General features: G+C 71.2%; 13 protein-coding genes. 11 read left to right on the top strand and 2 right to left on the bottom strand.

Annotated elements, in window-relative coordinates:
• The coding region (locus ACFRCR_RS06435; protein ID WP_377676198.1) for a DUF3352 domain-containing protein at window positions 1–1,910 on the bottom strand (1,910 nt) is incomplete at its 3' end.
• Window positions 1,911–2,139: 229 nt separating this feature from the next.
• Between ACFRCR_RS06435 and ACFRCR_RS06440 the strand changes: the two genes are divergently transcribed.
• From ACFRCR_RS06440 to ACFRCR_RS06455, 4 genes are read left to right on the top strand one after another with little or no spacing between them, the layout of a single operon-like run.
• Complete coding sequence (locus ACFRCR_RS06440; RefSeq protein ID WP_030144143.1) at window positions 2,140–2,520, top strand: cold-shock protein; 381 nt, start codon at window positions 2,140–2,142, stop codon at window positions 2,518–2,520.
• A gap of 1 nt (window position 2,521) precedes the next feature.
• Window positions 2,522–3,523, top strand: a complete 1,002-nt coding sequence (locus tag ACFRCR_RS06445; protein WP_377676199.1) for a DUF3027 domain-containing protein — start codon at window positions 2,522–2,524, stop codon at window positions 3,521–3,523.
• Window positions 3,520–6,795 carry a sacsin N-terminal ATP-binding-like domain-containing protein gene (locus ACFRCR_RS06450; RefSeq protein ID WP_377676200.1) on the top strand — a complete coding sequence of 1,092 codons (3,276 nt, stop codon included), beginning with the start codon at window positions 3,520–3,522 and terminating at the stop codon, window positions 6,793–6,795. Before ACFRCR_RS06445 ends, ACFRCR_RS06450 begins: the two co-directional genes overlap by 4 nt.
• Window positions 6,792–8,039, top strand: a complete 1,248-nt coding sequence (locus ACFRCR_RS06455) for an MFS transporter (RefSeq protein WP_377676201.1) — start codon at window positions 6,792–6,794, stop codon at window positions 8,037–8,039. The genes ACFRCR_RS06450 and ACFRCR_RS06455 overlap by 4 nt, the downstream gene beginning before the upstream one ends.
• A 70-nt stretch (window positions 8,040–8,109) precedes the next feature.
• On the opposite strand, the gene ACFRCR_RS06460 is transcribed toward ACFRCR_RS06455, so the two are convergent.
• Entirely contained in the window at window positions 8,110–8,358 is a 249-nt protein-coding gene (locus ACFRCR_RS06460; RefSeq protein WP_377676209.1) for a DUF2530 domain-containing protein, read from the bottom strand.
• 719 nt (window positions 8,359–9,077) lie between these two features.
• Between ACFRCR_RS06460 and ACFRCR_RS06465 the strand changes: the two genes are divergently transcribed.
• The 7 genes from ACFRCR_RS06465 to ACFRCR_RS06495 all read left to right on the top strand — a co-directional run bounded on the left by ACFRCR_RS06465 (window position 9,078) and on the right by ACFRCR_RS06495 (window position 21,705).
• Window positions 9,078–10,514, top strand: coding sequence for a sugar transferase (locus ACFRCR_RS06465; RefSeq protein WP_377676202.1), 1,437 nt, complete (start codon window positions 9,078–9,080; stop codon window positions 10,512–10,514).
• A gap of 116 nt (window positions 10,515–10,630) precedes the next feature.
• Entirely contained in the window at window positions 10,631–12,103 is a 1,473-nt protein-coding gene (locus ACFRCR_RS06470) for an NCS2 family permease (RefSeq protein WP_377676203.1), read from the top strand.
• 16 nt (window positions 12,104–12,119) lie between these two features.
• Window positions 12,120–13,397, top strand: coding sequence for a mannose-6-phosphate isomerase, class I (manA, locus tag ACFRCR_RS06475; RefSeq protein ID WP_377676204.1), 1,278 nt, complete (start codon window positions 12,120–12,122; stop codon window positions 13,395–13,397).
• A 232-nt stretch (window positions 13,398–13,629) separates the two neighbouring features.
• Window positions 13,630–15,420 carry a glycosyltransferase gene (locus tag ACFRCR_RS06480; protein WP_377676205.1) on the top strand — a complete coding sequence of 597 codons (1,791 nt, stop codon included), beginning with the start codon at window positions 13,630–13,632 and terminating at the stop codon, window positions 15,418–15,420.
• 20 nt (window positions 15,421–15,440) lie between these two features.
• The gene (gene wecC / locus ACFRCR_RS06485; protein WP_377676206.1) at window positions 15,441–16,700 is read left to right on the top strand and encodes a UDP-N-acetyl-D-mannosamine dehydrogenase; all 1,260 of its coding nucleotides are present in this window, start codon (window positions 15,441–15,443) and stop codon (window positions 16,698–16,700) included.
• On the top strand, window positions 16,697–18,853 hold the full coding sequence (locus ACFRCR_RS06490; protein WP_377676207.1) for a glycosyltransferase: 2,157 nt from the start codon (window positions 16,697–16,699) through the stop codon (window positions 18,851–18,853). Before wecC ends, ACFRCR_RS06490 begins: the two co-directional genes overlap by 4 nt.
• A 2-nt stretch (window positions 18,854–18,855) precedes the next feature.
• Complete coding sequence (locus tag ACFRCR_RS06495) at window positions 18,856–21,705, top strand: heparinase II/III family protein (protein WP_377676208.1); 2,850 nt, start codon at window positions 18,856–18,858, stop codon at window positions 21,703–21,705.
• The last annotated feature ends 137 nt before the right edge of the window (window positions 21,706–21,842 follow it).

Raw genomic sequence — 21,842 nt, forward strand, 5'->3', positions numbered from 1 at the left:
GCTCGCAGGGGCTCGATGTACGCGATCCACGAGTCGTCGCCGCCCGTCGCGTCGATGTTCGCGCGGGCGAGCGACCCGAGCGCGTCGACGTCGAGGTAGGCCGCGTTGGCTGCGCCCCTCGCGTCGGGCACGACGGTCCGGAAGGCGCCCACGGTGCCGAGCGTCCCGTCCTGGGCGAGCCGTGCGGCGTACGCCTCGTTCGAGGCGACGACGAGCCCGTCCTTCGTGGTCGCGCTCGTGAGCTTCTCGGCACCGGCGTCCACGAGGATCGCGTCGATGCGGCCGAGGAGGTCTTCGAGCGCGACCTTGTCGCCGATCGTGCGCGCGCCGAGGTCGACGTCGGCCAGACCGGTCACGGACGAGACGTCGTCGAGCCCGGCGGAGTCGAGAGCGACCACGACCTGCTCGCCCAGCAGGGTCTTGAGGTCCTCGGGCAGCCGCAGGTCGTAGGTCTTCTCGAGCTCGTCGACCGTCTCCTGGAAGCCGAGGTCGCTCGGCAGGAGGTCGTCGGTCGCGCTGCCGGTCGACCGGTCGTCCCCGAAGAGGTCTGCCTCCTCGGTGCTCTGGTAGGCGTCGAGGCCTTCGTCGAGCGCCACGTGGTCCCCGGTGCAGCCCGCCATGAACGACTCGTCGTAGCTCCGGGTGACCTCGGCCAGCTCCTCGGGCGTGAGTCCCCAGTCCGACGCGTCCAACGCGTTCTCGGGCAGCGCGAGCAGGGCCGCGCACTCGGCCTCGGTGGCGGTGGCGAGCGTGCCTGCCGTGCGGACCTCGTGCGAGGACAGCGTCCAGTCGTCGCCGAGCAGGTCCTCCCCGGAGCCCAGGCTCCCCAGGCCGCTCGACCCGTACGCGTCGGCGAGCGTGCTCAGCTGCTCCCAGAGCTGGTCGACCGACGCGGGGTCGACCGTCGCGGACGAGGCGAACAGGGTGCTGTCCGGCAGCCCCGTGAGGAGCGAGGTCCCCGCCCCCTCCATCGGCGCGAGGACCTTCTCGTCGGCGCCGACGGCGAACGCGATCTCCAGGTGGTCGGCGCCTGCCCGCGCCGCACCGGCGACCGAGCGGAGGCCCTGTGCGGCGGCCGCGTCGAGCTCGCCGGCGCCCTCCTGGCCCGCGAGCGCGGTGATCGCGCCCTCGACGTCGGCCCAGTAGGAGATCAGCCCGGGGTCGCCGAGCGCCTTCATGTCGGCGGTGAAGAGCGGGGCGTCGGACAACGACGCCTTCCTCGCGGCCGCCGCCACGTCGGCGGCGACGACCTTCTCGGAGGTGATCAGGGCGTACCCGTCGGTGAACGCGACCTGCGCGGGCTTCGCGCCGTCGCCGCAGCCCAGGCCCGACTCGATGGCCACCCGTGCGGCGCCCTCGTCGGTCACCTGGAGGGCGACCACGGGCTCGGGTTCAGGTGCGGATCCTGCGTCCCCGGTCGCCGCGCCCTCGACGGGCGGCAGCACGGCGATCGCGGCACGCCGGCCGATCCACGGTTCGACGTCGGTCGCGTAGTCGATCTCGCACGTCCCGCTCTTCGCGATCGCGTCGACGACGAGCTTGCGGAGGTCGGCGTCGTCGCCCAGGTCGACGTCGAGGTCCGCCGCGAGGTCCGGGAACCTGTTCGCGAGGCGCAGCAGGTTGACCTTCTGCGTGGCCGACGGGTCGAGGTCGACGCGGACGTAGGCGAACGCGGTGTCCGGGAGGGCCGCCTCGGGCTGGGCCCCGCCGCCGGCGAGGGCGCTGTAGGCGAACACGCCTCCGCCGACCAGGACGAGGGCCGCTGTCGCGGCCCCGCCGAGCACGAGGCCGGTGCGCAGGCGTGAGGGCCTGACGGTCACGACCGGGGCCTGCGCAGGGGTCGCGCCGCCGGCGGGCTGCTGCCACGCCCCCGAGGGGTCGGCAGGGGGGAAGGTGGGCGGCGTGGTCATGGGGAACCCTCTGGGTCGGCGGTGGCTCGACCGGCGCGGTGCGTCGGCAGTCGCCCGAAGGCTAGTGGAGGCTGCAGACAGGCCGCAGCCCCCTTCCATGGGGAGAACTCCCCGCCGCCGGAACTCACCCGGGCGCGCTCGTCGGGGCGCGGCCCGGCGGATGCGACTGTGAGGGCTCTGTCCCGGTAACCTGGGAGTTCTGATTCCCACGAGCACAAACGAGGTTCACGTGCCCACCGGCAAGGTCAAGTGGTTCGACACCGAACGAGGGTTCGGCTTCATCGCGAGCGATGAGGGCGACGAGGTCTTCCTGCACGCTTCCGCCCTGCCCGACGGCGCGGCCCCCAAGCCGGGTGCCCGGGTCGAGTTCGGCGTGGCCGACGGGCGACGCGGCCCGCAGGCGCTCGCGATCAAGCTGCTCGACCCTGCGCCGTCCGTGGCGAAGGCCCAGCGTCGCCCGGCCGAGGACCTGGGGGTCGTGATCGAGGACCTCATCAAGGTCATGGACAAGGTCGGCGGCTCGCTGCGCCGTGGCCGGTACCCGGATGCCGCGCAGGGAGCCCAGCTCGCCAAGGTGCTGCGCGCCGTCGCCGACGACCTGGAGGCATGACATGGCTGCCGTAGCCGCCGCTGAAGGTTCGACCCGTCGTGTGAGCGCGCGCGCCGCCAAGGACGCCGTGCTCACGGGCGCGGTGGATCTCGCGCGTGCTGCGGCGGAGCAGGTCGCCGAGCACGTCGGGGACGTGGGTGAGCACCTGGGGACGGTCGTCGAGGAGGACCGTCTCATCTCGCACCAGTTCGCGTGCACCATGCTCGGGTACCGGGGGTGGCGCTGGACGGTGACGCTGGCCCGGGTCCCGCGCGGTCGCACCGCGACGGTGTGCGAGGTCGAGCTGCTGCCGGGCGACGGGTCCATCCTGGCTCCCGAGTGGTTGCCGTGGTCGGAGCGTCTGCGGCCGGGGGACATCGGCGTCGGTGACGTGCTGCCGTTCCAGGCGGACGACCCGCGCCTCGAGCCCGGCTACGTGCCGACGGGCGACGAGGAGCAGGACGCCGTCGCGATCGAGGAGCTCGCGCTCGCCCGGGCGCGGGTGCTGTCCCCCGAGGGGCGCGACGAGGCGGCTGAGCGCTGGTACCGCGGCACCCGTGGCCCCACGGCGCCGGGGGCCGTGTCCTCGGCGGCCGAGTGCGGGTCGTGCGGGTTCCTGGTCCCGTTGCAGGGCGCCCTGGGTCAGGTCTTCGGCGTGTGCGCGAACGCGTGGTCGCCCGACGACGGCAAGGTCGTGAGCCTCGACCACGGGTGCGGGGCGCACTCGGAGACGGACGTCGAGCCGCACCCGACCGACTGGCCGGCCGCGGACCCGCTGATCGACGAGATGGACGTCGAGATCGTCCAGCTCCTGGACGCGGCCCGTGACGCGGCGAGCGCCGCCCCCGGATCGGGAGAGACTCTCGCGGTCCCGACGACCGAGCGCTCCGCGGAGGCTGCGGCGAGCATCGAGCTCGCCCTGTCGCGGATCACGCTTCCTGAGCCGGGGTCGTCGTCGGGGGCCGAGAGCACACCGGAGACCGCGCCGGAGCAGGACGCGGACCCGGACGAGCCGGCCCGGTGACGACCGACGCCTTCGGGACCTCGGCTCTTCGCCGAGCCGTCACGGAGGCGTGGCTCGCGTCCCCGACACGCTTTCGGGAGGACGCGAACACCGAGGAGGACCACGCCCGCGGCTACTACCGCGACCGCGTGGTCGTCGAGCTCGCGCAGAACGCGGCCGACGCCGCGGCGCACGCGGGCTCCCCGGGCCGCCTCGCGCTGCGTCTCGCGCGGGACGCCGGCGGTGCGTGGTGGCTGACGGCCGAGAACTCGGGCGCACCGCTGGACGCGGAGGGCGTCGAGTCGTTGTCGTCGATGCGCGCGTCGGCCAAGCGTCCTGCCGGGCCGACGACGGAGCCCCTGTCCGCGGACGGCGCCCCCGGGCGGGTGGGCCGTTTCGGGGTGGGCTTCGCTGCCGTGCGCTCGGTCGCGGACGAGGTCTCGGTGCGCTCGACGCTCGGGGGAGTGACCTTCTCCCTGGGGCGGACGCGAGCGGCACTGTCCGACGTGGTCGCGAGGGCGCAGGCGGAAGCAGGTGCCGGGGCCGCAGCAGCCGACCGGCTGGACGCCGCCGTCCGCGAGCGGGGCGACGCCCTGCCCGTGCTGCGGCTCCCGTTCGCGGCGGACGCCCTGCCCGTCGGTCCGGGCGGCCCCGAAGGGGCGGCCGACCCTGCCCCGCCGGACACGGTCGTCGCCCTCCGCCTGCGGGACCGGGGCGCGCTCGACGCGGTCCGTGCCCAGCTCGACGAGGTGGACGACGCGCTGCTCCTGGCGCTGCCCGCGCTGGACGAGGTCCTGGTCGAGGTCGAGGACGGTGACGGGACCCTGCGGGCTCGCCGCCTGCACGACGTCGCCGCGCGCTGGACGGTCGTGCGCGAGCGCGGGGTCTTCGACGCAGGCCTCCTGGGCACGCTCCCTGTCGAGCAGCGGCACGGCGGATGGAGCCTGCTGTGGGCGCTGCCCCGGTCGGCTCCGGCGCCGAGCGAGGTGGTCGCGGGCGTGCTGCACGCCCCGACGCCGACCGACGAGCCGTTGACCTTCGCGGCGCTCCTCGTCGCCTCGTTCCCCCTGGACCCGAGCCGCCGGCACGTCCTTCCCGGTCCGGTCACCTCCACGCTCGCCGAGCTCGCGGGCGGCGCGTACGCGCGGCTGGTCGGGCTCGTCGCCGCCGACCGCGGCGCCTCGGTCCTGGGCCTCGTGCCGACGGGGTTGCCTGCCGGAGCGCTCGACGCCCAGGTCCGGGACGCGGCGCTCGGCGCGCTGCGCACCACGCCCCTGCTGTCGCCGCCGCTTCCGGGGGCCGACGTCGACGGGCCGCCCGTCCTGCGCGCCGGCGGCCGGATGGTCGCGCCGCGCGAGGCCCAGGTCCTCGCGGGCGAGGTCGGACGCGACGCGGCGGTGGTGGCAGTCCTCGGTCGGGCGGTGCCCGACCTGGTCGACGTGCCGTCGTCGCTGCACGCGGTCGCGCGGTCGCTCGGTGCGCGGTCCCGCGATCTCGCGGACCTGCTCGACGAGCTGCCCGCGGGCATGCACCCGAGCGCGTGGCGCGAGGTCTACGCGGCCCTCGCCCCGCACGTGGGTCAGCCGGGGGTGCTCGACGCGCTCGGCGCGGTCACGGTCCCGCTCGCCGACGGCCGGACCGCGCGGGGAGCCCGCGGGGTCCTGCTCCTGGGGGCCGCTACCTCGGGCGCGGACGACGCGGCAGGGTCGGCCGGGCCCGGGGTCCCCGACCTCGCACGCTCGCTCGGCCTGCGTCTCGTCCATCCCGACGCCGCTCACCCGCTCCTGGAGCGGCTGGGGGCGACGCAGTCGTCGGCTCGTGGGCTGCTGACCGAGCCTGCGGTCAGGGACCATGTGCTGCACCTCGCGGACCAGGTGGCCGACGGTGACCTGCTCGACGACCTCGACGCGGGTGGCGATGTCCAGGACCCGGTGCCCGCCGCCGTCGGGCAGGTGCTGGCCCTCGTGCGGGCGGCGCTCGCCGAGGGAGCGCTGCCCGAGGACGTGCCCTTCTGGTGGGGCGAGCTCCCGCTGCCGACGGCCGACGGCGAGCTGTCCGCGGCACGGGAGTGCGTCGTGCCCGGGTCGTGGTCCGCCGAGCACCTGGACGGCCTGGTCCCGCTCGCGGAGGGCGTCCTGGCGCGCTGGGGCGAGGACGTCCTGCGTGCGGTCGGGGTCCCGGCGGACGTGACGGTCCACCGGGTGCGCGACGTCCTGACGCCGTGGGACGTGGACCCGGACCTGCCCGACGACCCCGACGACCCGCAGTCGTGGCTCGACGGCTGGGCCGACTACCTCGCCTTCCTCGGCGGCCTCGTCGGCGCAGGGGCGTACGTGGGGGACCTCGACGCCGTCGCGGACCTGGACGCCGTCGCCGACGACGCGTGGCCCGCGTTCCTCGCGCGCCTGGCCGGCGAGCCCGAGGCCCGCGCCGCCCTCCTCACCCCCGCCCGGGCGCAGGGCGGGGCGCGGGTCGGGGACGCGCCGTCGTACACCGCGTGGTGGTTGCGCCGGCACCTGGGCGCGCCCTTCGCGGCCGAGCCAGGCGGAGCCCCGTTCCTGCCCGACCCGCCCGCCGAGAGCCGCGGTCTGGACGCCGAGGTCGTGCGCGCCCTGGGCGGGGTCGCGGACCTGGGAGATCTGGCACCGGCGGACTGGCCGGACTACCTGGCCGCGCTGCCCGACGTCGGCACGCGACTCGACCTGTCTGCCGCGCTCGCTGTGTGGCAGGGGTTGGGCGTGCTCGCCCGCTCGGCGCACGGCGGGGAGCTCGAGGAGCTGCCCGACCGCCTGCCCGGTCTGCGCGGGTCCGTCGCGACGTGCGCCCGGGCCGAGGACCTGGCCGTGGCGCCGAGCGCGATGTGGGCGCAGGTGCGGACCGTGCTGCCGGTCGCCCTTCCGGGGCGGACCTCGGCGGCTGCGGACACGGGGGCGGTCCTGGCGGACCTCCTGGACCTGCCGCTGCTCCCTGCCCCGGGCACGCCGGACGTCCCCCTGCCCGACGGCGCCGGTTCACCGCAGGCACTCGACCCTCGGGTCGCGGCGCTCGTCCCGGGGGTGCCCGGCGACTGGTTCGAGCACGACGCCCTGGCGGTGGACGGCGTCGAGGTCGACTGGTGGGTGTGCGCGGGCAGCGCAGGACCCGAGGTCCACGCCTCGACGACCGCGGGCCTGGCGCGCGGCCTGGCCGCGGTCGCAGGGCGGCCCGGGGCGCGGCACCTCCTGGAGTCAGCGCTGCTCGACCCCGCCGCGGCCGAGGGCCTGCGGGCCGAGACCGCGTGGGACGGGGAGTGAGCGGCCCGACGGCGGGAACCGCCACCGGCCCGTCCGGCATCTTCGACCGCCGCCTCGTGGGCGGTGTGTACGTCCCGACCTTCGTGTTCGAGGCGGGGGTGAGCGCGATCGTCCCCGTCGTGGCGCTGAGCGCCATCTCCATGGGGGCCGGGATCGCACTGGCCGGGTTCGTCGTCGCGCTGCTGGGGCTCGGGCAGATCGCCGGGGACGTGCCGGCCGGTGCGTTCGCGGCCCGGTTCGGTGACCGGCGGGCCATGATGACGGCCGCGGCCGCCTCGATCGTCGGCCTCGTGGCGTGCGCGCTCGCCCCCAACCTGTGGGTCCTGGGCGCGGGGGTCTTCTGCGTCGGCATGACCAACGCGGTCTTCATGCTCGCCCGGCAGGCCTACCTGACCGAGGTCACCCCCGTGCTCAAGCGGGCCAGGGCGCTGTCGACGCTCGCGGGCACGCACCGGATCGGCGCGTTCGTGGGGCCGTTCGCGGCGGCTGCGGTGCTGTGGGTCTGGGACCTGCCCGCGGTGTACTGGCTGGCGGTCGGCACGAGCGTCGTCGCCGGACTGGTGACGGCCCTGGTGCCCGACGTCGCGGCCGGCTCGACGGCTCACCGGCGGTCCATGGCTCCCGTCAGCTTCCGCACGGTGCTGGCCACGAACTGGCGGGTGTTCGCGACGCTCGGGATCGCGGTCGTCATGGTCGGGGCCACGCGGGCAGCCCGGCAGGTCGTGCTGCCCCTGTGGTCCGAGCACCTGGGATTCAGCCCCGCCACCACGAGCGTGATCTTCGGGCTCTCAGGAGCCGTCGACATGCTGCTGTTCTACCCCGCGGGGAAGGTCATGGACCGCTGGGGGAGGCTGTGGGTGGCGATCCCCTGCATGGTCGTCCTCGGCGGGGCGATCGTCGTGCTGCCGCTCACGAGCACCGTCGCGGGGGTGGCCGTCGTCGCGATGGTCATGGGCTTCGGCAACGGGATCGGCTCGGGCATCCTCATGACGCTCGGGGCCGACGTCGCACCACCGGACGTCCGTGCGCAGTTCCTCGGGATCTGGCGGCTCTTCCAGGACTCCGGGTCCGCGCTCGGCCCGCTCGTGGTCTCGGCCGGTGCCGCGCTGGGGAGCCTCGCGGGCGGGATCGTCGCCTCGGGGACGGTCGGCCTGATCGGGGCCGTCGCGCTCGCGAGGTGGGTCCCGCGGTGGTCGGTGCACGCGAACCGGACCACGCGCCGTCGGGCGGGGATAGAGAGCTAGTCAGCGTCCCTCGTGGCCGAGGGTGGGCGCGGTGCGCGTGCCCCGGTCCGAGGGCGGCTCGGCGGGCGCCCTAGTCCTGCGCGCGATACTCGTTCCGGTTGCGGCGTTCCCAACCGAGGCCGATCATGCCGAGCACGATCCCGGCCGCGCAGGTCGCGGGGAGCTCGAACGTCGCCCGGTCGAGGACCAGGAGGACGACCGAGACCACGAGGGCGACGGCCCACAGGCTCATTCCCACCAGGATCACGGGCTTGAGATCGACGCGCAGCGCCGGCGGGCTGGGGCGGCGCCGCTCCGGGTGGACCAGCAAGGAGATCATCGAGGGCACGCTCGCAGTCTACGTCTCGTGAACGTCCGGCCGGGTGAAAAGGAAGTCGGTGTCGCTCGGCGCGTCGTTCCGTCAGGTGTGAAGGGGGCCGTGCTAAAAGGCGTCCCTCCAGTCAGGGGTGCCGTGGTGCGAACCGGGCAAAACCTGGTGAACCAGGCGCTGGACCAGCCGCAGCGACGGACGGTGTGTGCGACCCGCTAGGAAGACGTGCCCGTTTTCACCCGTGAGCGCCGTCACAAGGCGGTCGTGGCGGGGTCTCTCCCGGGTGAGACGGGACGCGGACGGGGTTCCAGTGCGGCAACCTCAGCCGCTACGATCCCCACTTCGCCGCTCCTGCTTCGTTGGACGGCTGTACAGGAAATTGCTGTCTCGCTCGTAGCGCTGAACCGAGGGGATTCCGGTCCTCCTCTACTTGGACATCTGTCCATCACCATTCTCCGACCTGCCGAGTCTCCCGGACCGGCGCCAGGATCGGCGGGATCCCAGGCTTGGGACTCGCCGGGCAGGCGTTCTTCTCACCCGGGTGAAAAGGCCGGTGGGTCATTCATTTCTTTGTGTGCCGACTCTTACGATGAGGCGTTCCGGCGGTCCAGAAGCGGCCGACGGATTGATCGAGAGGTAGCCGGGCCATGGCCGGAAGCGTCATTCACGATTCGCGTCGTGGACTCCGCCACATCCTGACGACGGTGCAACCCGGGCCCCTTCGGGCGGTGCGCGCCGCGTTCGAGTCGGTCACGTGGGAACGGTCGTACCGGATCCGCCTCGTCGCCACGGACTTCCTCGCGATCACGATCGGGGTCACCGCGGCGTACTTCCTACGGTGGGACCAGTTCATCAGCCAGCCCGTCCGGGAGAACCTGTTCCTGCCCTACCTCGTGCTGAGCGTCCTGGTCGGCCTCGCCTGGGCCGGATCGCTCGCGTTCGCCAAGACGCGCGACGTGCGGGTCGTCGGCAGCGGGCCCACCGAGTACCAGCGGGTCTTCGACGCGTCCTGGCGACTCTTCGGCGTCCTCGCGATCCTCGCCTTCCTGCTCCGCTTCCAGGAGGCCCGCGGCTACCTCATCTTCGCGTTCCCGCTCGGCCTCGCCGGACTGCTCCTCGGCCGTTACTTCTGGCGGCAGTGGCTGCACCGCAAGCGGGCCGTGGGTTCCCACCGGACCGCGGTCCTCGCGATCGGGCACCGTGACCAGGCCGAGCGCCTGATCCGCGACCTGAACGAGCGGGACAGCTCCGGGTACCGGGTCGTCGCCGTGTGCACACCCAGCGGTCGCGCCGGTGAGGGCGACGCCATCCTGGGCGTGCCCGTCCTCGGAGACCTCCGCTCGGCCGGCGAGATCGCGGCGCGGGTCGGCGCCGGGTGCGTCGCGGTGAGCGGGTCGGACGCCGTGACCGCGGACGTCGTGCGTCACCTCAGCTGGGAGCTCGAGCCCTTCGGCGTCGACCTCATGCTGACGACCGAGCTGGTCGACGTCGCCGGACCCCGCATCACCATCACCCCGGCCGAGTCCGTGTCCCTCCTGCACGTCGACGCTCCTCGGTTCAGCGGCCCCAAGTTCGTGGTCAAGTCGATCTCGGACTGGTTCGGTGCGGCGATCCTGACCTTCCTCCTGCTGCCCGTCCTGATCGCTGTCGGGCTCGCCGTGCGGCTCACGAGCCGTGGACCGGTCTTCTACTCGCAGCAGCGGGTGGGGCGCAACGGCGAGACGTTCTCGATGCTCAAGTTCCGTTCCATGCGCGTCGGGTCCGACCTGGACCTCACGGCGCTCGCCGCGAACAACGAGGGGTCCGGACCGCTCTTCAAGATCCGCAACGACCCTCGCGTCACGACCGTCGGCCGCTTCATCCGTCGCTACTCGCTCGACGAGCTGCCGCAGATCTTCAACGTCCTGCGAGGCGACATGAGCCTCGTGGGGCCCCGCCCGCCGCTGCCGCGCGAGGTCAGCACCTACGAGAAGAAGGTGCGCAGGCGCCTGCTCGTCAAGCCCGGCCTGACGGGACTGTGGCAGGTCGGTGGACGCTCGGACCTGTCCTGGGAGGAGAGCGTGCGCCTCGACGTCTACTACGTCGAGAACTGGACGCTGTTCGGCGACATCCTCATCCTGGCGCGCACCGCGAGAGCCGTCGTCTCCGGGCACGGGGCGTACTGACGCGCTGCCGTCGCCGGACTGCGCGCCCGGTGACGGGGACGTGACCGCGGACACGTCACTAGCACGTCACGTGGACGATTCGGAAGCGCAACACGGGATCTGGCACCATTCTCCCCATGACCACCACGACTGACGAGCGCGAAGCCCCCCCGCGTTCCAGCGGCATCGACCGCTTCTTCAAGATCACCGAGCGCGGCTCGACCATCGGCGCCGAGATCCGTGGCGGTCTCGTCACGTTCTTCGCGATGTCCTACATCATCATCCTCAACCCGATCATCCTCGGGACGGCCCCCGACGGCACGGGCCAGTTCCTGGGGGGCGGCGCGGACGGCGCGAACTTCCCGATGATCGCCGCGACCACGGCCCTCGTCGCGGGCGTCATGACGATCGCGATGGGCGTGTTCGCGAACTACCCCATGGCTCTCGCGGCCGGCCTCGGGCTGAACGCGGTCGTGGCGTTCACGATCGCGTCGATCCCCGAGGTCACGTGGGCCGACGCGATGGGCATCGTCGTCATCGAGGGCCTCATCATCCTGGTGCTCGTCCTCACGGGCTTCCGAGAGGCCGTCTTCCGTGCGGTCCCGGTCGAGCTGAAGACCGCGATCAGCGTGGGCATCGGTCTGTTCATCGCGCTCGTCGGCCTGGTCAACGCCGGGTTCGTCGCCGCGGGCGGCGGCACGCCGCTCCAGCTCGGGGCGACCGGTTCGCTCGCGGGCTGGCCGATCCTCGTCTTCGTCGTGGGCCTGGTCCTCATGATCGTCCTGTGGGTCCGCAAGGTCCGGGGCGCGATCCTCATCTCGATCCTCGCCGCGACGGTCCTCGCGGTGGTCATCCAGGCGGTCGCGGGCGTCGGTACCAAGGGGGCGGGCGCGTCCAACGGGTGGAGCCTCAACGCTCCCGAGCTCGACGGCAGCCCGGTCGCGGTTCCCGACTTCGGTCTGCTGGGCCAGTTCTCGCTTCTCGGGTCGATCGAGAAGGTCGGCATCGTCACGGTCGTCCTGCTCGTCTTCTCGCTGCTGCTCGCCGACTTCTTCGACACCATGGGCACCATGGTCGCGGTCGGTGCGGAGGGCAAGCTGCTCGACGAGACGGGCAACCCGCCGAAGTCGCGTGCGATCCTCATCGTCGACTCGGTCGCCGCGGCGGCCGGTGGTGCCGCGAGCGTCTCGTCCAACACGAGCTACGTCGAGTCCACGACCGGTGTCGGCGAGGGCGCGCGCACGGGCCTCGCGGCCGTCGTGACGGGTATCGCCTTCCTGCTGGCGACGTTCCTGTCGCCGCTCGTCGCCCTCGTCCCGAGCGAGGCCGCGGCACCTGCGCTGGTCCTCGTCGGCTTCCTCATGATGACGCAGATCACGGGCATCAAGTGGACGAACGTCGAGGTCGCGATCCCCGCGTTCCTCACGATCGCCCTCATGCCGTTCACCTACTCGATCACCGCGGGCATCGGCGCGGGCTTCCTGGCCTTCGTGGTCATCAAGCTGGCGCTCGGCAAGGTCAAGGCGATCCACCCGCTCATGTGGGTCTCCGCGGTCGCGTTCATCATCTACTTCACCCTCGACCCGATCAGCGACGCCCTGGGCGTCTGACGTACGCTCTCAGGCGATGAGCCTCCCGATCCTGCGCCTGACGCCCACCCTCCAGTCCTACGACTGGGGTTCGCGGAGCGCGCTGCACGCGCTCCTGGGTTTGGAGCAGGACGGGGAACCCCTCGCCGAGCTGTGGATGGGGGCACATCCGAAGGGCCCGTCGTCGGCTTCGGCCGACGGCGGGCCTTCGGCGTCCCTCGCGGACCTGATCCGCCACGACCCGGTCCAGATGCTCGGGCAGCGCGTTCTCGACGACTACGGTCCACGACTGCCGTACCTGCTGAAGGTGCTCGCCGCGGACCGCGCGCTGTCGCTGCAGGTGCACCCGCAGCCGCACCGAGCACGTGCCGGGTTCAACCGGGAGAACCGCGAGGGCGTCCCGCGCGACTCGCCGGAACGCAGCTTCCACGACGACCAGCACAAGCCGGAGATGGTCGTGGCGGTCTCCCGGTTCGAAGGGCTCTCGGGGTTTCGTCGGCCGGTGCGGATCCTGGAGCTGCTGGACGGGCTGCGCGGCGACCTGGTCGCCGGGATGAGGGCTGCGCTCGAGGCGCAGCGTTCGGCGGCGGGCCTGCGGGAGGCCTTCACGCTCGCCCTGCACGCGAGGACGGCACCCGACGTCGCAGCCGACCTGGCGTCGACCGTCGCCGACGTCAGGGCCCGCCTGGCAGCAGGTACGACGTCGCCGCGCGCCGACGCGACCGTGGTCGCCCTCGCGGAACAGCACCCGGGGGACCCCGGGGCCGTGGTGTCGCTGATGCTGAACCGGGTCACGCTCGAGCCGGGGGAGTCGATGTTCGTCCCCGCCGGGCACGTGCACGCCTACCTGTCGGGATGTGCGGTCGAGATCATGGCGAGCTCGGACAACGTGCTGCGCGCGGGGCTGACCAGCAAGCGCGTGGACGTCGAGTCGCTCCTGGCCTGCGTGACGTACGCCCCCGGGCCTGCGGCACGGCCCCGGATCCGGCCGCTGGGAGCGGCCGCTGCGCCGGGGCGACGAGGCGCGCCCGCGGTGGACAGAGGACTGCAGGAGTACCGGGCGTCGATCGCGGAGTTCGCCCTGGTCATGGGCGAGGTGGGAACCGAGGCCGTGCCCCTCCCGTCCGAGGGACCGAGGATCGTGCTCGCGCTGGACGGAGATCTCGAGGTGGGGTGCTCTGGCGATGCCGGAGGGCTGGCGGGTGATTCCCTCCGCACCCGCCTCCGGGTGGGGGAGTCGGTCTTCGTCCCGCATGCTGCAGGACGGTTGTCGCTGCACGGATCCGGCCGCGCGGTGGTCGCCTACGTGCCCTGAGGACGGTGGGCCACGAGGGGCCTGAGAGCGGTACTATAGTCCCGCACTCCGTGGCTCGCTCGTTCAAGCCGGCCCCGCGCAGGCGCTGGGCCAGGGTGTTCCACAGCAACGAGCCAGGATGGCAGATGTGACGACTCGCAGGGGCGGGGGACTGGGCGCGGCGCGCCGGGCCCTCTGGCATCTTCGGCACGGCGGCGTGCCGCAGCTGCGATCCTTCTTGCGTCGACAGCGCGTGGCCTCCCCGGGGAGCGGACGCGGGGGGTACTTCACCAAGGACGGACTGACGTTCGACCCCTGGGACTTCTCGGACCGTCGGCCGTCGCGGCCAGACCTGCGCGTCGGGGTGATCCTCGACGACTTCTCCCGGCTCGCGTTCGCTCTCGAGTGGGAGCAGGTGCTTCTCGAGCCCACGACGTGGCGTCAGGCCCTCGCCGACGAGCCCATCGACCTGCTCTTCGTCGAGTCGGCGTGGAACGGCAACGGCGGAGCCTGGCAGTACCACCTGACCGGGACCTCCGCTCCCAGGGCGGCGTTCGTCGAGCTGGTCGCGCACTGCCGCGCGCTGGGCATCCCGACGGTCTTCTGGAACAAGGAGGACCCGGTCCACTTCGAGGACTTCCTCGAGGCCGCAGCGCTCTTCGACCACGTCAGCACGACCGACGTCGACCGCGTGCCGGACTACGTCGAGCGTCTGGGTCACGACCGCGTGAGCGTTCTTCCTTTCGCTGCCCAGCCCGCGATCCACAACCCCGTGCGGCCGCACGGCCGTGGCCCGGAGCGGGACGTCGCGTTCGGCGGCATGTACTTCGCCCACAAGTACCCCGAGCGACGCGAGCAGATGGATCTGCTTCTCGGCGGGGCGTTCGACGTCTCGTCGCGGATGGAGCACGGGCTGGAGATCTTCTCCCGCTTCCAGGGCGGGGACCCGAACTACCAGTTCCCGGAGCCGCTGGCGGGCCGTGTCGTCGGGTCCTTGGACTACGAGCGGATGCTGACCGCGTACCGCGAGTACAAGGTGTTCCTCAACGTGAACTCGATCGTGGGCTCCCCGAGCATGTGCGCTCGCCGGGTCTTCGAGATCACGGCCTGCGGCACGCCGGTGGTGACGACGTCGAGTCGAGCGATCGGCGAGCTCTTCCCGGCGGACGAGGTCTTCGTGGTCGCGGACCGGGCGGAGGCCGCGGACACGGTCCGGGCCCTCGTGCGATCGGCGGAGCTGCGTGATCGTGCCACGCACCTGGGCCAGCGCAGGATCTGGCGAGAGCACACCTACGGCGCGCGCGTGCAGAGCGTCCTGCACAGCGTCGGTCTGGCCGGCTCTCCGGTGCTGCCGCGTGCGACGGTCACGGCCCTGGTCTCGACCAACCGGCCCCACCAGCTCGACCACGTCCTGCGGATGGTCGGCAGCCAGGAGGACGTGGGGCTCCAGCTGGCTCTGCTGACCCACGGGTTCGAGGTCGACGAGGCAGACCTGCGGGTGCGCGCCAAGGAAGCCGGTGTCGAGGAGCTGGTCCTCCTGACGGCCGGCTCCGAGGTCCCGCTCGGCGGTTGCCTCAACCGGCTCGTCGCCGCCGCAGACGGCGACGTCGTCGCCAAGATGGACGACGACGACCTGTACGGGGCGCAGTACCTCTCCGACCAGCTGTACGCCATGGTGTACAGCGGTGCCGAGGTCGTGGGCAAGCAGGCGCACTACATGTACGTCGAGGGCATGGACGCTACGCTGCTGCGGTTCGCGGATCGTGAGCGCCGGTTCACCGACCGGGTGATGGGACCGACGATCGTCGCCCGGCGAGACCTCGTGGCGACGACTCCGTTCCAGGACGTTCGCCGCGGCGAGGACTCTGCCTTCCTTCGGGACGCCGTCGACGCGGGAGCCCGCGTCTACTCGGCAGACCGCTTCAACTTCGTCCAGGTGCGCTCCGGGTCCGGTGCGCACACCTGGACGGTGTCCGACGCCGAGCTGCTTGCGAGCGGCGAGGTGCAGTTCTACGGGCGTGCGGACTCGCACGTCCTTTTCTGAGCAGGGAGAACGGGAACACCATGGGCATCAGCTCTGTCGCGGTGATCGGTCTGGGATACATCGGCCTCCCCACGGCCGCGATCCTGGCTTCACAGGACGTCACGGTCCTGGGTGTGGACATCAGCCAGCGGACCGTCGACGCGGTCAACCGTGGTGACGTCCCCTTCGTCGAGCCCGATCTGGCGACCTACGTCGCGGGGGCCGTGACGCAGGGCAAGCTCAGCGCGGCGCTCACGCCGGCGCCGGCGGATGCGTTCATCGTGGCGGTGCCCACGCCCTTCACGGACGGCATGAAGCCGGACCTGTCGTACATCCAGGCCGCGGCTCGAGCGATCGCGCCCCAGCTGCAGGGCGGCGAGCTGCTGATCCTCGAGTCGACGTCCCCTCCTGGAGCGACGCAGCGGATGGCGGACTGGATCCTCGAGGTTCGACCCGACCTGAGCCTGGACGGCTCCGGAGATCGCCCTGTCATCCACGTCGCGCACTGTCCGGAGCGCGTCCTGCCCGGTCGCGTGATGATCGAGCTCGTGACCAACGACCGGATCGTCGGCGGGCTGACGGTCGAGGCCGCCGAGCGCGCTCGCGACCTCTACCAGGTGTTCTGCCAGGGGGAGATCCTCCTGACGGACGCGGTGACGGCCGAGATGGCCAAGCTCGTCGAGAACTCGTTCCGCGACGTGAACATCGCCTTCGCCAACGAGCTCTCGGTGATCAGTGACAACCTGGGCATCGACGTCTGGGAGCTCATCCGCCTCGCGAACCACCACCCGCGCGTGAACATCCTGCAGCCCGGCCCGGGTGTCGGCGGACACTGCATCGCGGTGGACCCCTGGTTCATCGTCGACGCGGCTCCCGAGGAGGCTCGTCTCATCCGCACGGCCCGCGAGGTCAACGACGCGAAGCCGCAGTGGGTCATCGAGAAGGTTCGTGCCGCCGCGGGCACCATCGCGAACCCTACGATCTCGACCCTCGGCCTGGCCTTCAAGGCGAACATCGACGACCTCCGCGAGTCACCGGCGCGCAAGATCGTCGCTCAGCTCGCCGACGAGATGGCAGGCGCGACGATCCTCGTCGTGGAGCCGCACATCGAGGAGCTGCCGCAGGAGCTGGCGAACCGCCGCAACGTCGAGCTCGTGTCGATCGAGGACGCGACGAAGCGCGCCGACGTCTCGGTGCTGCTGGTGGACCACGACCAGTTCGTCGACAACGAGTTCCTCGCCGAGGCGAGCGCGGTCCTGATCGACACGCGCGGCATGGCAGGCAAGGCGACGAACGCGTGAACCGAACGAAGGTCGATGTCGTCCGGTCGCGGGTCGCGCGCGCGATCGAGCCGCAGCGCACGCTGTTGGACGAGGACGTGGAGACGCTCATCGAGCACTCCAAGGAGTCGTGGAACGCGGGGAAGACCTCGCGTTCGCTCGACCACCTGCGACGTGCGCTCCTCCTCGAGTCGGGGCGTGCTGACCTCTGGTACCTCTACGGCCAGAGGTCGATCGAGGTGGGCCAGTCCGACATCGCCTTCGACGCGATCAAGTCGGCCCTGGACCTGCGCCCCTGGCACCTTGACGCCATCGAGCTGCTCGCCGAGCTCGTACGGAACAAGGACCGGTCCTCGAAGCTGGTCACGCGTGCGCACGACCGGCTCGTCGAGGTGCTGCCGAGCCGGCCAGGCGTGCAGCGGGGTGCGGTCGACATCCTCATCCCTGCACGTCACGTCGCGGGCATCCAGGTCCTTGCAGGGAGCAACGACCCCGTGGCTCGTGGCGCCGCGCGCCTGTACCTCGAGGAGAGGGAGCTCGGCTCCTATCCCGGCGGCGCGCTGGGCACGCTCAGCGAGACGGAGCAGCGGGAGGCGACCCTGATCCATGCGCTCGCCGTCGGCAAGGTGGACCGCGCCGTGGAGATCCTGTCGTCGCAGGAGCCGAACGACGTGACGGTCGTGGCGGTCCGCCGCGCGGTCCGTCGCCACGTCACGCGAGGACAGCTCCGGCGAGCGGACCGACTCGTGGACCAGTACCTCCGCGCGCGACCGGTCGACGGCTGGGGGCTTCGGGTGAAGGAAGACGTGCGTCGGGAGCTGGAACGTCGTGCGAGTGCCGACGGTGCCGGCGCTCCGAACAACTACCAGCTCACCAAGAAGGGGTTCCCCTTCAGTCCTCGCGCTTCTTCGCCGTCGTTCGAGGCCCGTTCCGAGCGCGTGCTCTACCTCCTTCACAACTCGCTGCCCTACAACTCGGCGGGATACGCGACGAGGTCCCACGGTCTCCTGCGGCAGCTCAGCGAGCGGTGGGAGATGCGGGGCGTCACACGTCTCGGATTCCCGTTCGACTCCCCGGGGCACGACGAGCTCGAGTCGATCCCGTTCCAGGACGAGATCGACGGCGTGACCTACCAGCGCTTGACGACCGAGCAGGGACGTTGGCTCAAGAACCCCATCACCGACTACGTCGCACAGTACGCGGAAGCGGTACGAGGTCTGGCGGTCGAGGAGCGGCCGTTCCTCATCCACGCCGCATCGAACCACTGGAACGGTCTGACGGCGGTCGAGGCTGCTCGAACCCTGGGCATACCGTCGGTCTACGAGGTGCGGGGGCTCTGGGAGGTCACCCGAGCATCGCGCAACCCCGAGTGGCACGACTCGGGCATGTACCGCTACGTGAAGCGGATGGAGGCCGACGCCGCGCGTGGCGCCGACAGGGTCATCACGATCACCCAGGGCCTGCGTGACGAGATGATCGAACGCGGTGTCGACGAGGACAAGATCCACGTCGTGCCGAACGGGGTCGACACCCGCCGTTTCACCCCCCTCGAGCGTGACGAGGAGCTCGCCAAGGAGCTCGGCCTCGACGGCAAGACCGTCATCGGCTACATCGGATCGGTCCTCGACTACGAGGGGCTGGACATGCTCGTCCGAGCGGTCGCGGCACTCGACGTGCGCCGAGACGACTTCCACCTCCTGATCGTGGGGGACGGCGCCGAGAAGGAAGCCTTCGAGTCGCTCGCGGAGGACCTTGGGGTCCTGGGACGAGTGGTCACCTTCACGGGTCGGGTCCCGCACGCCGACGTCGAGCGCTACTACTCCTTGGTCGACATCGCCCCCTTCCCGCGGCTCCCCCTTCCCGTCTGCGAACTGGTCTCGCCGCTGAAGCCCTTCGAGGCCATGGCGATGGGGAAGGCCGTCGTGGCCTCGGACGTGCGTGCGCTGGCCGAGATCATCGACGACGGCGTGAACGGGCTGCTCCACACCAAGGGAGACGTCGGTGACCTGACGAGGGTCATCGAGACCCTGCTCGACAACCCGGCACTCGTCGCCCAGCTCGGCGAAACCTCGCGCAAGTGGGTGGAGACCGAACGGGACTGGTCGTCACTCGCCGACAGGGTCTCCTCGATCTACGAGGAGCTCTCGATGAACCCGTCGTCAAGGATGACGTAGCCATGCCAAGATTCTCGAATCACCTGATCGAGCAAGCCCGGACCGTGGCCCTGAGGCAGGCGTTCGGGGCCAAGTTCGATGCCACGGCCCAGGACGCGAAGCTCGTCCAGGACCTCAAGGCAGGGATCATCGAGCTCTCTCCGCACCCCGCGTGGACGATCCCCGAGTCGTTCGACTGGTCCGAAGACCCGTTTGATCAGCGCAACTGGATGGCGCAGCTCCACATGCTGCGCTGGCTCGATCCCCTGCGCCGTAGTGCAGCTCTCGGCCAGGACGAGGGAATGGGGCTCTGGCAGCACCACACGAAGTCGTGGATCGCCATGAATCCGCAGTCCGCTCCTGCGAATCGTTGGCCCTGGAGCGACATGGTCGACGCCATGCGCGCCCACACCATGCTGCTCGGGCTGCCCTACATCCACGATCCGGACTGGTTGCTGGAGTCGCTCGAGGAACACGCCGAGTACCTGTCGGACGAGAAGAACCTCGGCCATGCCAACCATGCGTTGCACCAGCACGTGTCGCTGGTCCTGCTCGGCTCGGCACTGAGCAACACGGCCTGGACCTCGCTGGGGGTCGAGAGGATGCGCGGCTACTTCGCGCAGGCTTTCGATGCGCAAGGGGTGAACGAGGAAGGGGCGATCGGCTACTGGGATCTCAACTACCGGTGGTCGCGCGCGATCCAGGAACGTCTGGAGCGAGAAGGAATCGCCTCGGACTTCGTCAGGTCCGCGCTGGACAAGACGGCACTCAGCCTGGCGCACGCGACTCGGCCCGACGGCAAGTACGAGGTGATCGGCGACACCGCGCCGGGGGGTCCGGGCCCCCTGGACTCCCCCTACACGGAGTACGTGTCGACAGCGGGCGCTCAGGGCACTCCACCCTCAGAGCTGACGAAGCTGTACGAGGCAGGCTACGTCTTCGGGAGGACCGGGTGGGGGGAGACCAGCCGGGCGATGAGGGACGAGACCTTCTACTCGCTCCGCTTCGGTCCCGCCGACTCGGTCCACGGACATCCAGACGGCGGTGCGATCACCTACTTCGCCAACGGCCACCCGGTGCTGCTGGACTCCGGCAAGGACGCCTACACCCGCAGCGCAATGCGTCAGTACGTGCTGAGCAGGCTCGGGCACAACGTCCTTCACGTCAAGGGGGTGAAGTACGACCCTCGATCCGTGGTGGAGCTCGTGCATGCCGAGTCGACGTCGGACTACGACTATCTCGTCCTGCTGGACACCGGCTACAAGGGCGTTCGACACGAACGTCGAGTCTTCTTCTCCCGGACGCTGGAGTCGATTCTCTGCATCGACCAGGTCGCGTCGACCGACGAGGTGACGGCTGAGACGCGCTGGCACCTGAACCCCTCATCCGTCGTCTCGTTGCACAAGGGGCGGCTCGAGACCACGATGGGCAAGTCCCGCGTGTCGACCATCGCCTGGGGTGGGACTCGGCCTCAGATCGATGTGGAGGTCGGGGGTGAGGCTCCGTTCGAAGGGTGGGTCTCGACCGGTTGGAACAAGCGGGTAGCCACCCACCTGGTCAAGGCAGCGCGAACCGGTGCTCGGTTCCGCATCGTCACGGCGATCATGCCGGTGCGTACCGCGTCGGCGAGCGTGAGGTCCGTGGTGGCGCCCGGCGGTGAGGCCGCCTTCGTGCTGGAAGGCCGCGGCACCAGCCTGTGGGTCGTGCCAGGAAAGCAATCCGTCTCCTTCGGTGAGGTGACCACCACCGAGACCGGTCCTGTGAAGGCCGTCACCACGGTTTCCTCCGGTCCTGACCAGCGGGCGGTCGAGTCCGCGGACGTGCTGGCCGTCGAGAAGGAGGTCGCGGATGCTCGCGCCACCCTCTGGGAAGCGGCGTCAGCTCAGCGCCGTGCCCAGGTCGTCAGCACGTTGCGTGACCGCGTCGCAGCGGGCATCGACCACGGTGCCCTAGCCACGCTTCGCGACATCGAGCGGAGCACGGGGTCGTCGTCCGACGGAGGGGGGCAGTCGAGGACACGGGCTGGGTTCGACACCTCGGAGAGCGTCGTCACGGACGCGTTCTTCGATCAGCAGCTGGCGACGGTGTCGTATCCGCGCATGCCCGAGAGGATCAGGGATCTCGACGGGCGAAGCGTGCACGTCGTCGAGACCGGATCCTACGCCCTGCCCTTCCTCGTCGACCGCGCCGTCGGCGACACGCTCGTGGTCGCCTTCAACGGAGCGATCGACCGCAACCGGACGACCCAACCGAGGTTCGAGAGAGCGAGATCCCTCTCGAAGCTGGGTGCTCCGTTCATGGTCGTCGCAGATCCCACCCTTGATCTGAGCCCGTCGCTGGGCTTGGGGTGGTATCTCGGTTCGGCCACGCTGGACCTGGTTCCCGAGCTGGCGCGGGCGGTGCGGGCAACCATGAAGACGCTGGGCTGTCGCCGAGCGGTGCTCGTAGGTTCGTCCGGAGGTGGGTTCGCCGCCCTGCAGCTCGGCGCGCTGATGCCCGAGGCCACGGCGGTGGTGTTCAACCCTCAGACAGACATCCGGCGCTATCACGCACGGTGGGCGGAGGCAGCTCTGGCGACCACCTTCGGTGTGGGCGGCTCGTACGACAGCATCAGCTCTGAGCGGCTCTCCGTCGTCGACCGCTATCGAAGCTCGGGTGCGAGACCTCGCGTCTCCTACGTCATCAACGAGAAGGATGGCCATCACCTCGCGCGGCACGCGAAGCCTTTCCTGGACGACGTGGCAGAGCTTCGTCTCGGGGACGGTGTGCGAGTCACTCGTGTCGACTGGGGACCAGGGCACGTGAGCCCACGTGAGGACGACTTCCTGGCCACGGTGCGAGCAGAGCTCCACGCGGGAGATGTCGAGGCCTGACTGCTGGGTGTCTGCGCGGACATGAACGTTCCGTGCGGGCGCCGGTTCCGCGGGTCGAGGCACGAGCGCATGCTCCGCGTCGGCACGGCGTGGTACGCGCTCGCGCGGCGTCGCGCCGGCTCCCCCTGGGGGGAGCC

It is taken from the genome of Oerskovia sp. NPDC056781 (genome assembly GCF_042789955.1).
GTDB lineage: Bacteria > Actinomycetota > Actinomycetes > Actinomycetales > Cellulomonadaceae > Oerskovia > Oerskovia rustica.

What these genes read in the sequence shown, in the direction of transcription:
- manA (WP_377676204.1), top strand. Translation starts at nt 12,120, where the DNA reads ATGAGCCTCCCGATCCTGCGCCTGACGCCCACCCTCCAGTCCTACGAC.
- ACFRCR_RS06460 (WP_377676209.1), bottom strand. Translation starts at nt 8,358, where the DNA reads ATGATCTCCTTGCTGGTCCACCCGGAGCGGCGCCGCCCCAGCCCGCCG.
- ACFRCR_RS06470 (WP_377676203.1), top strand. Translation starts at nt 10,631, where the DNA reads ATGACCACCACGACTGACGAGCGCGAAGCCCCCCCGCGTTCCAGCGGC.
- wecC (WP_377676206.1), top strand. Translation starts at nt 15,441, where the DNA reads ATGGGCATCAGCTCTGTCGCGGTGATCGGTCTGGGATACATCGGCCTC.
- ACFRCR_RS06445 (WP_377676199.1), top strand. Translation starts at nt 2,522, where the DNA reads ATGGCTGCCGTAGCCGCCGCTGAAGGTTCGACCCGTCGTGTGAGCGCG.
- ACFRCR_RS06495 (WP_377676208.1), top strand. Translation starts at nt 18,856, where the DNA reads ATGCCAAGATTCTCGAATCACCTGATCGAGCAAGCCCGGACCGTGGCC.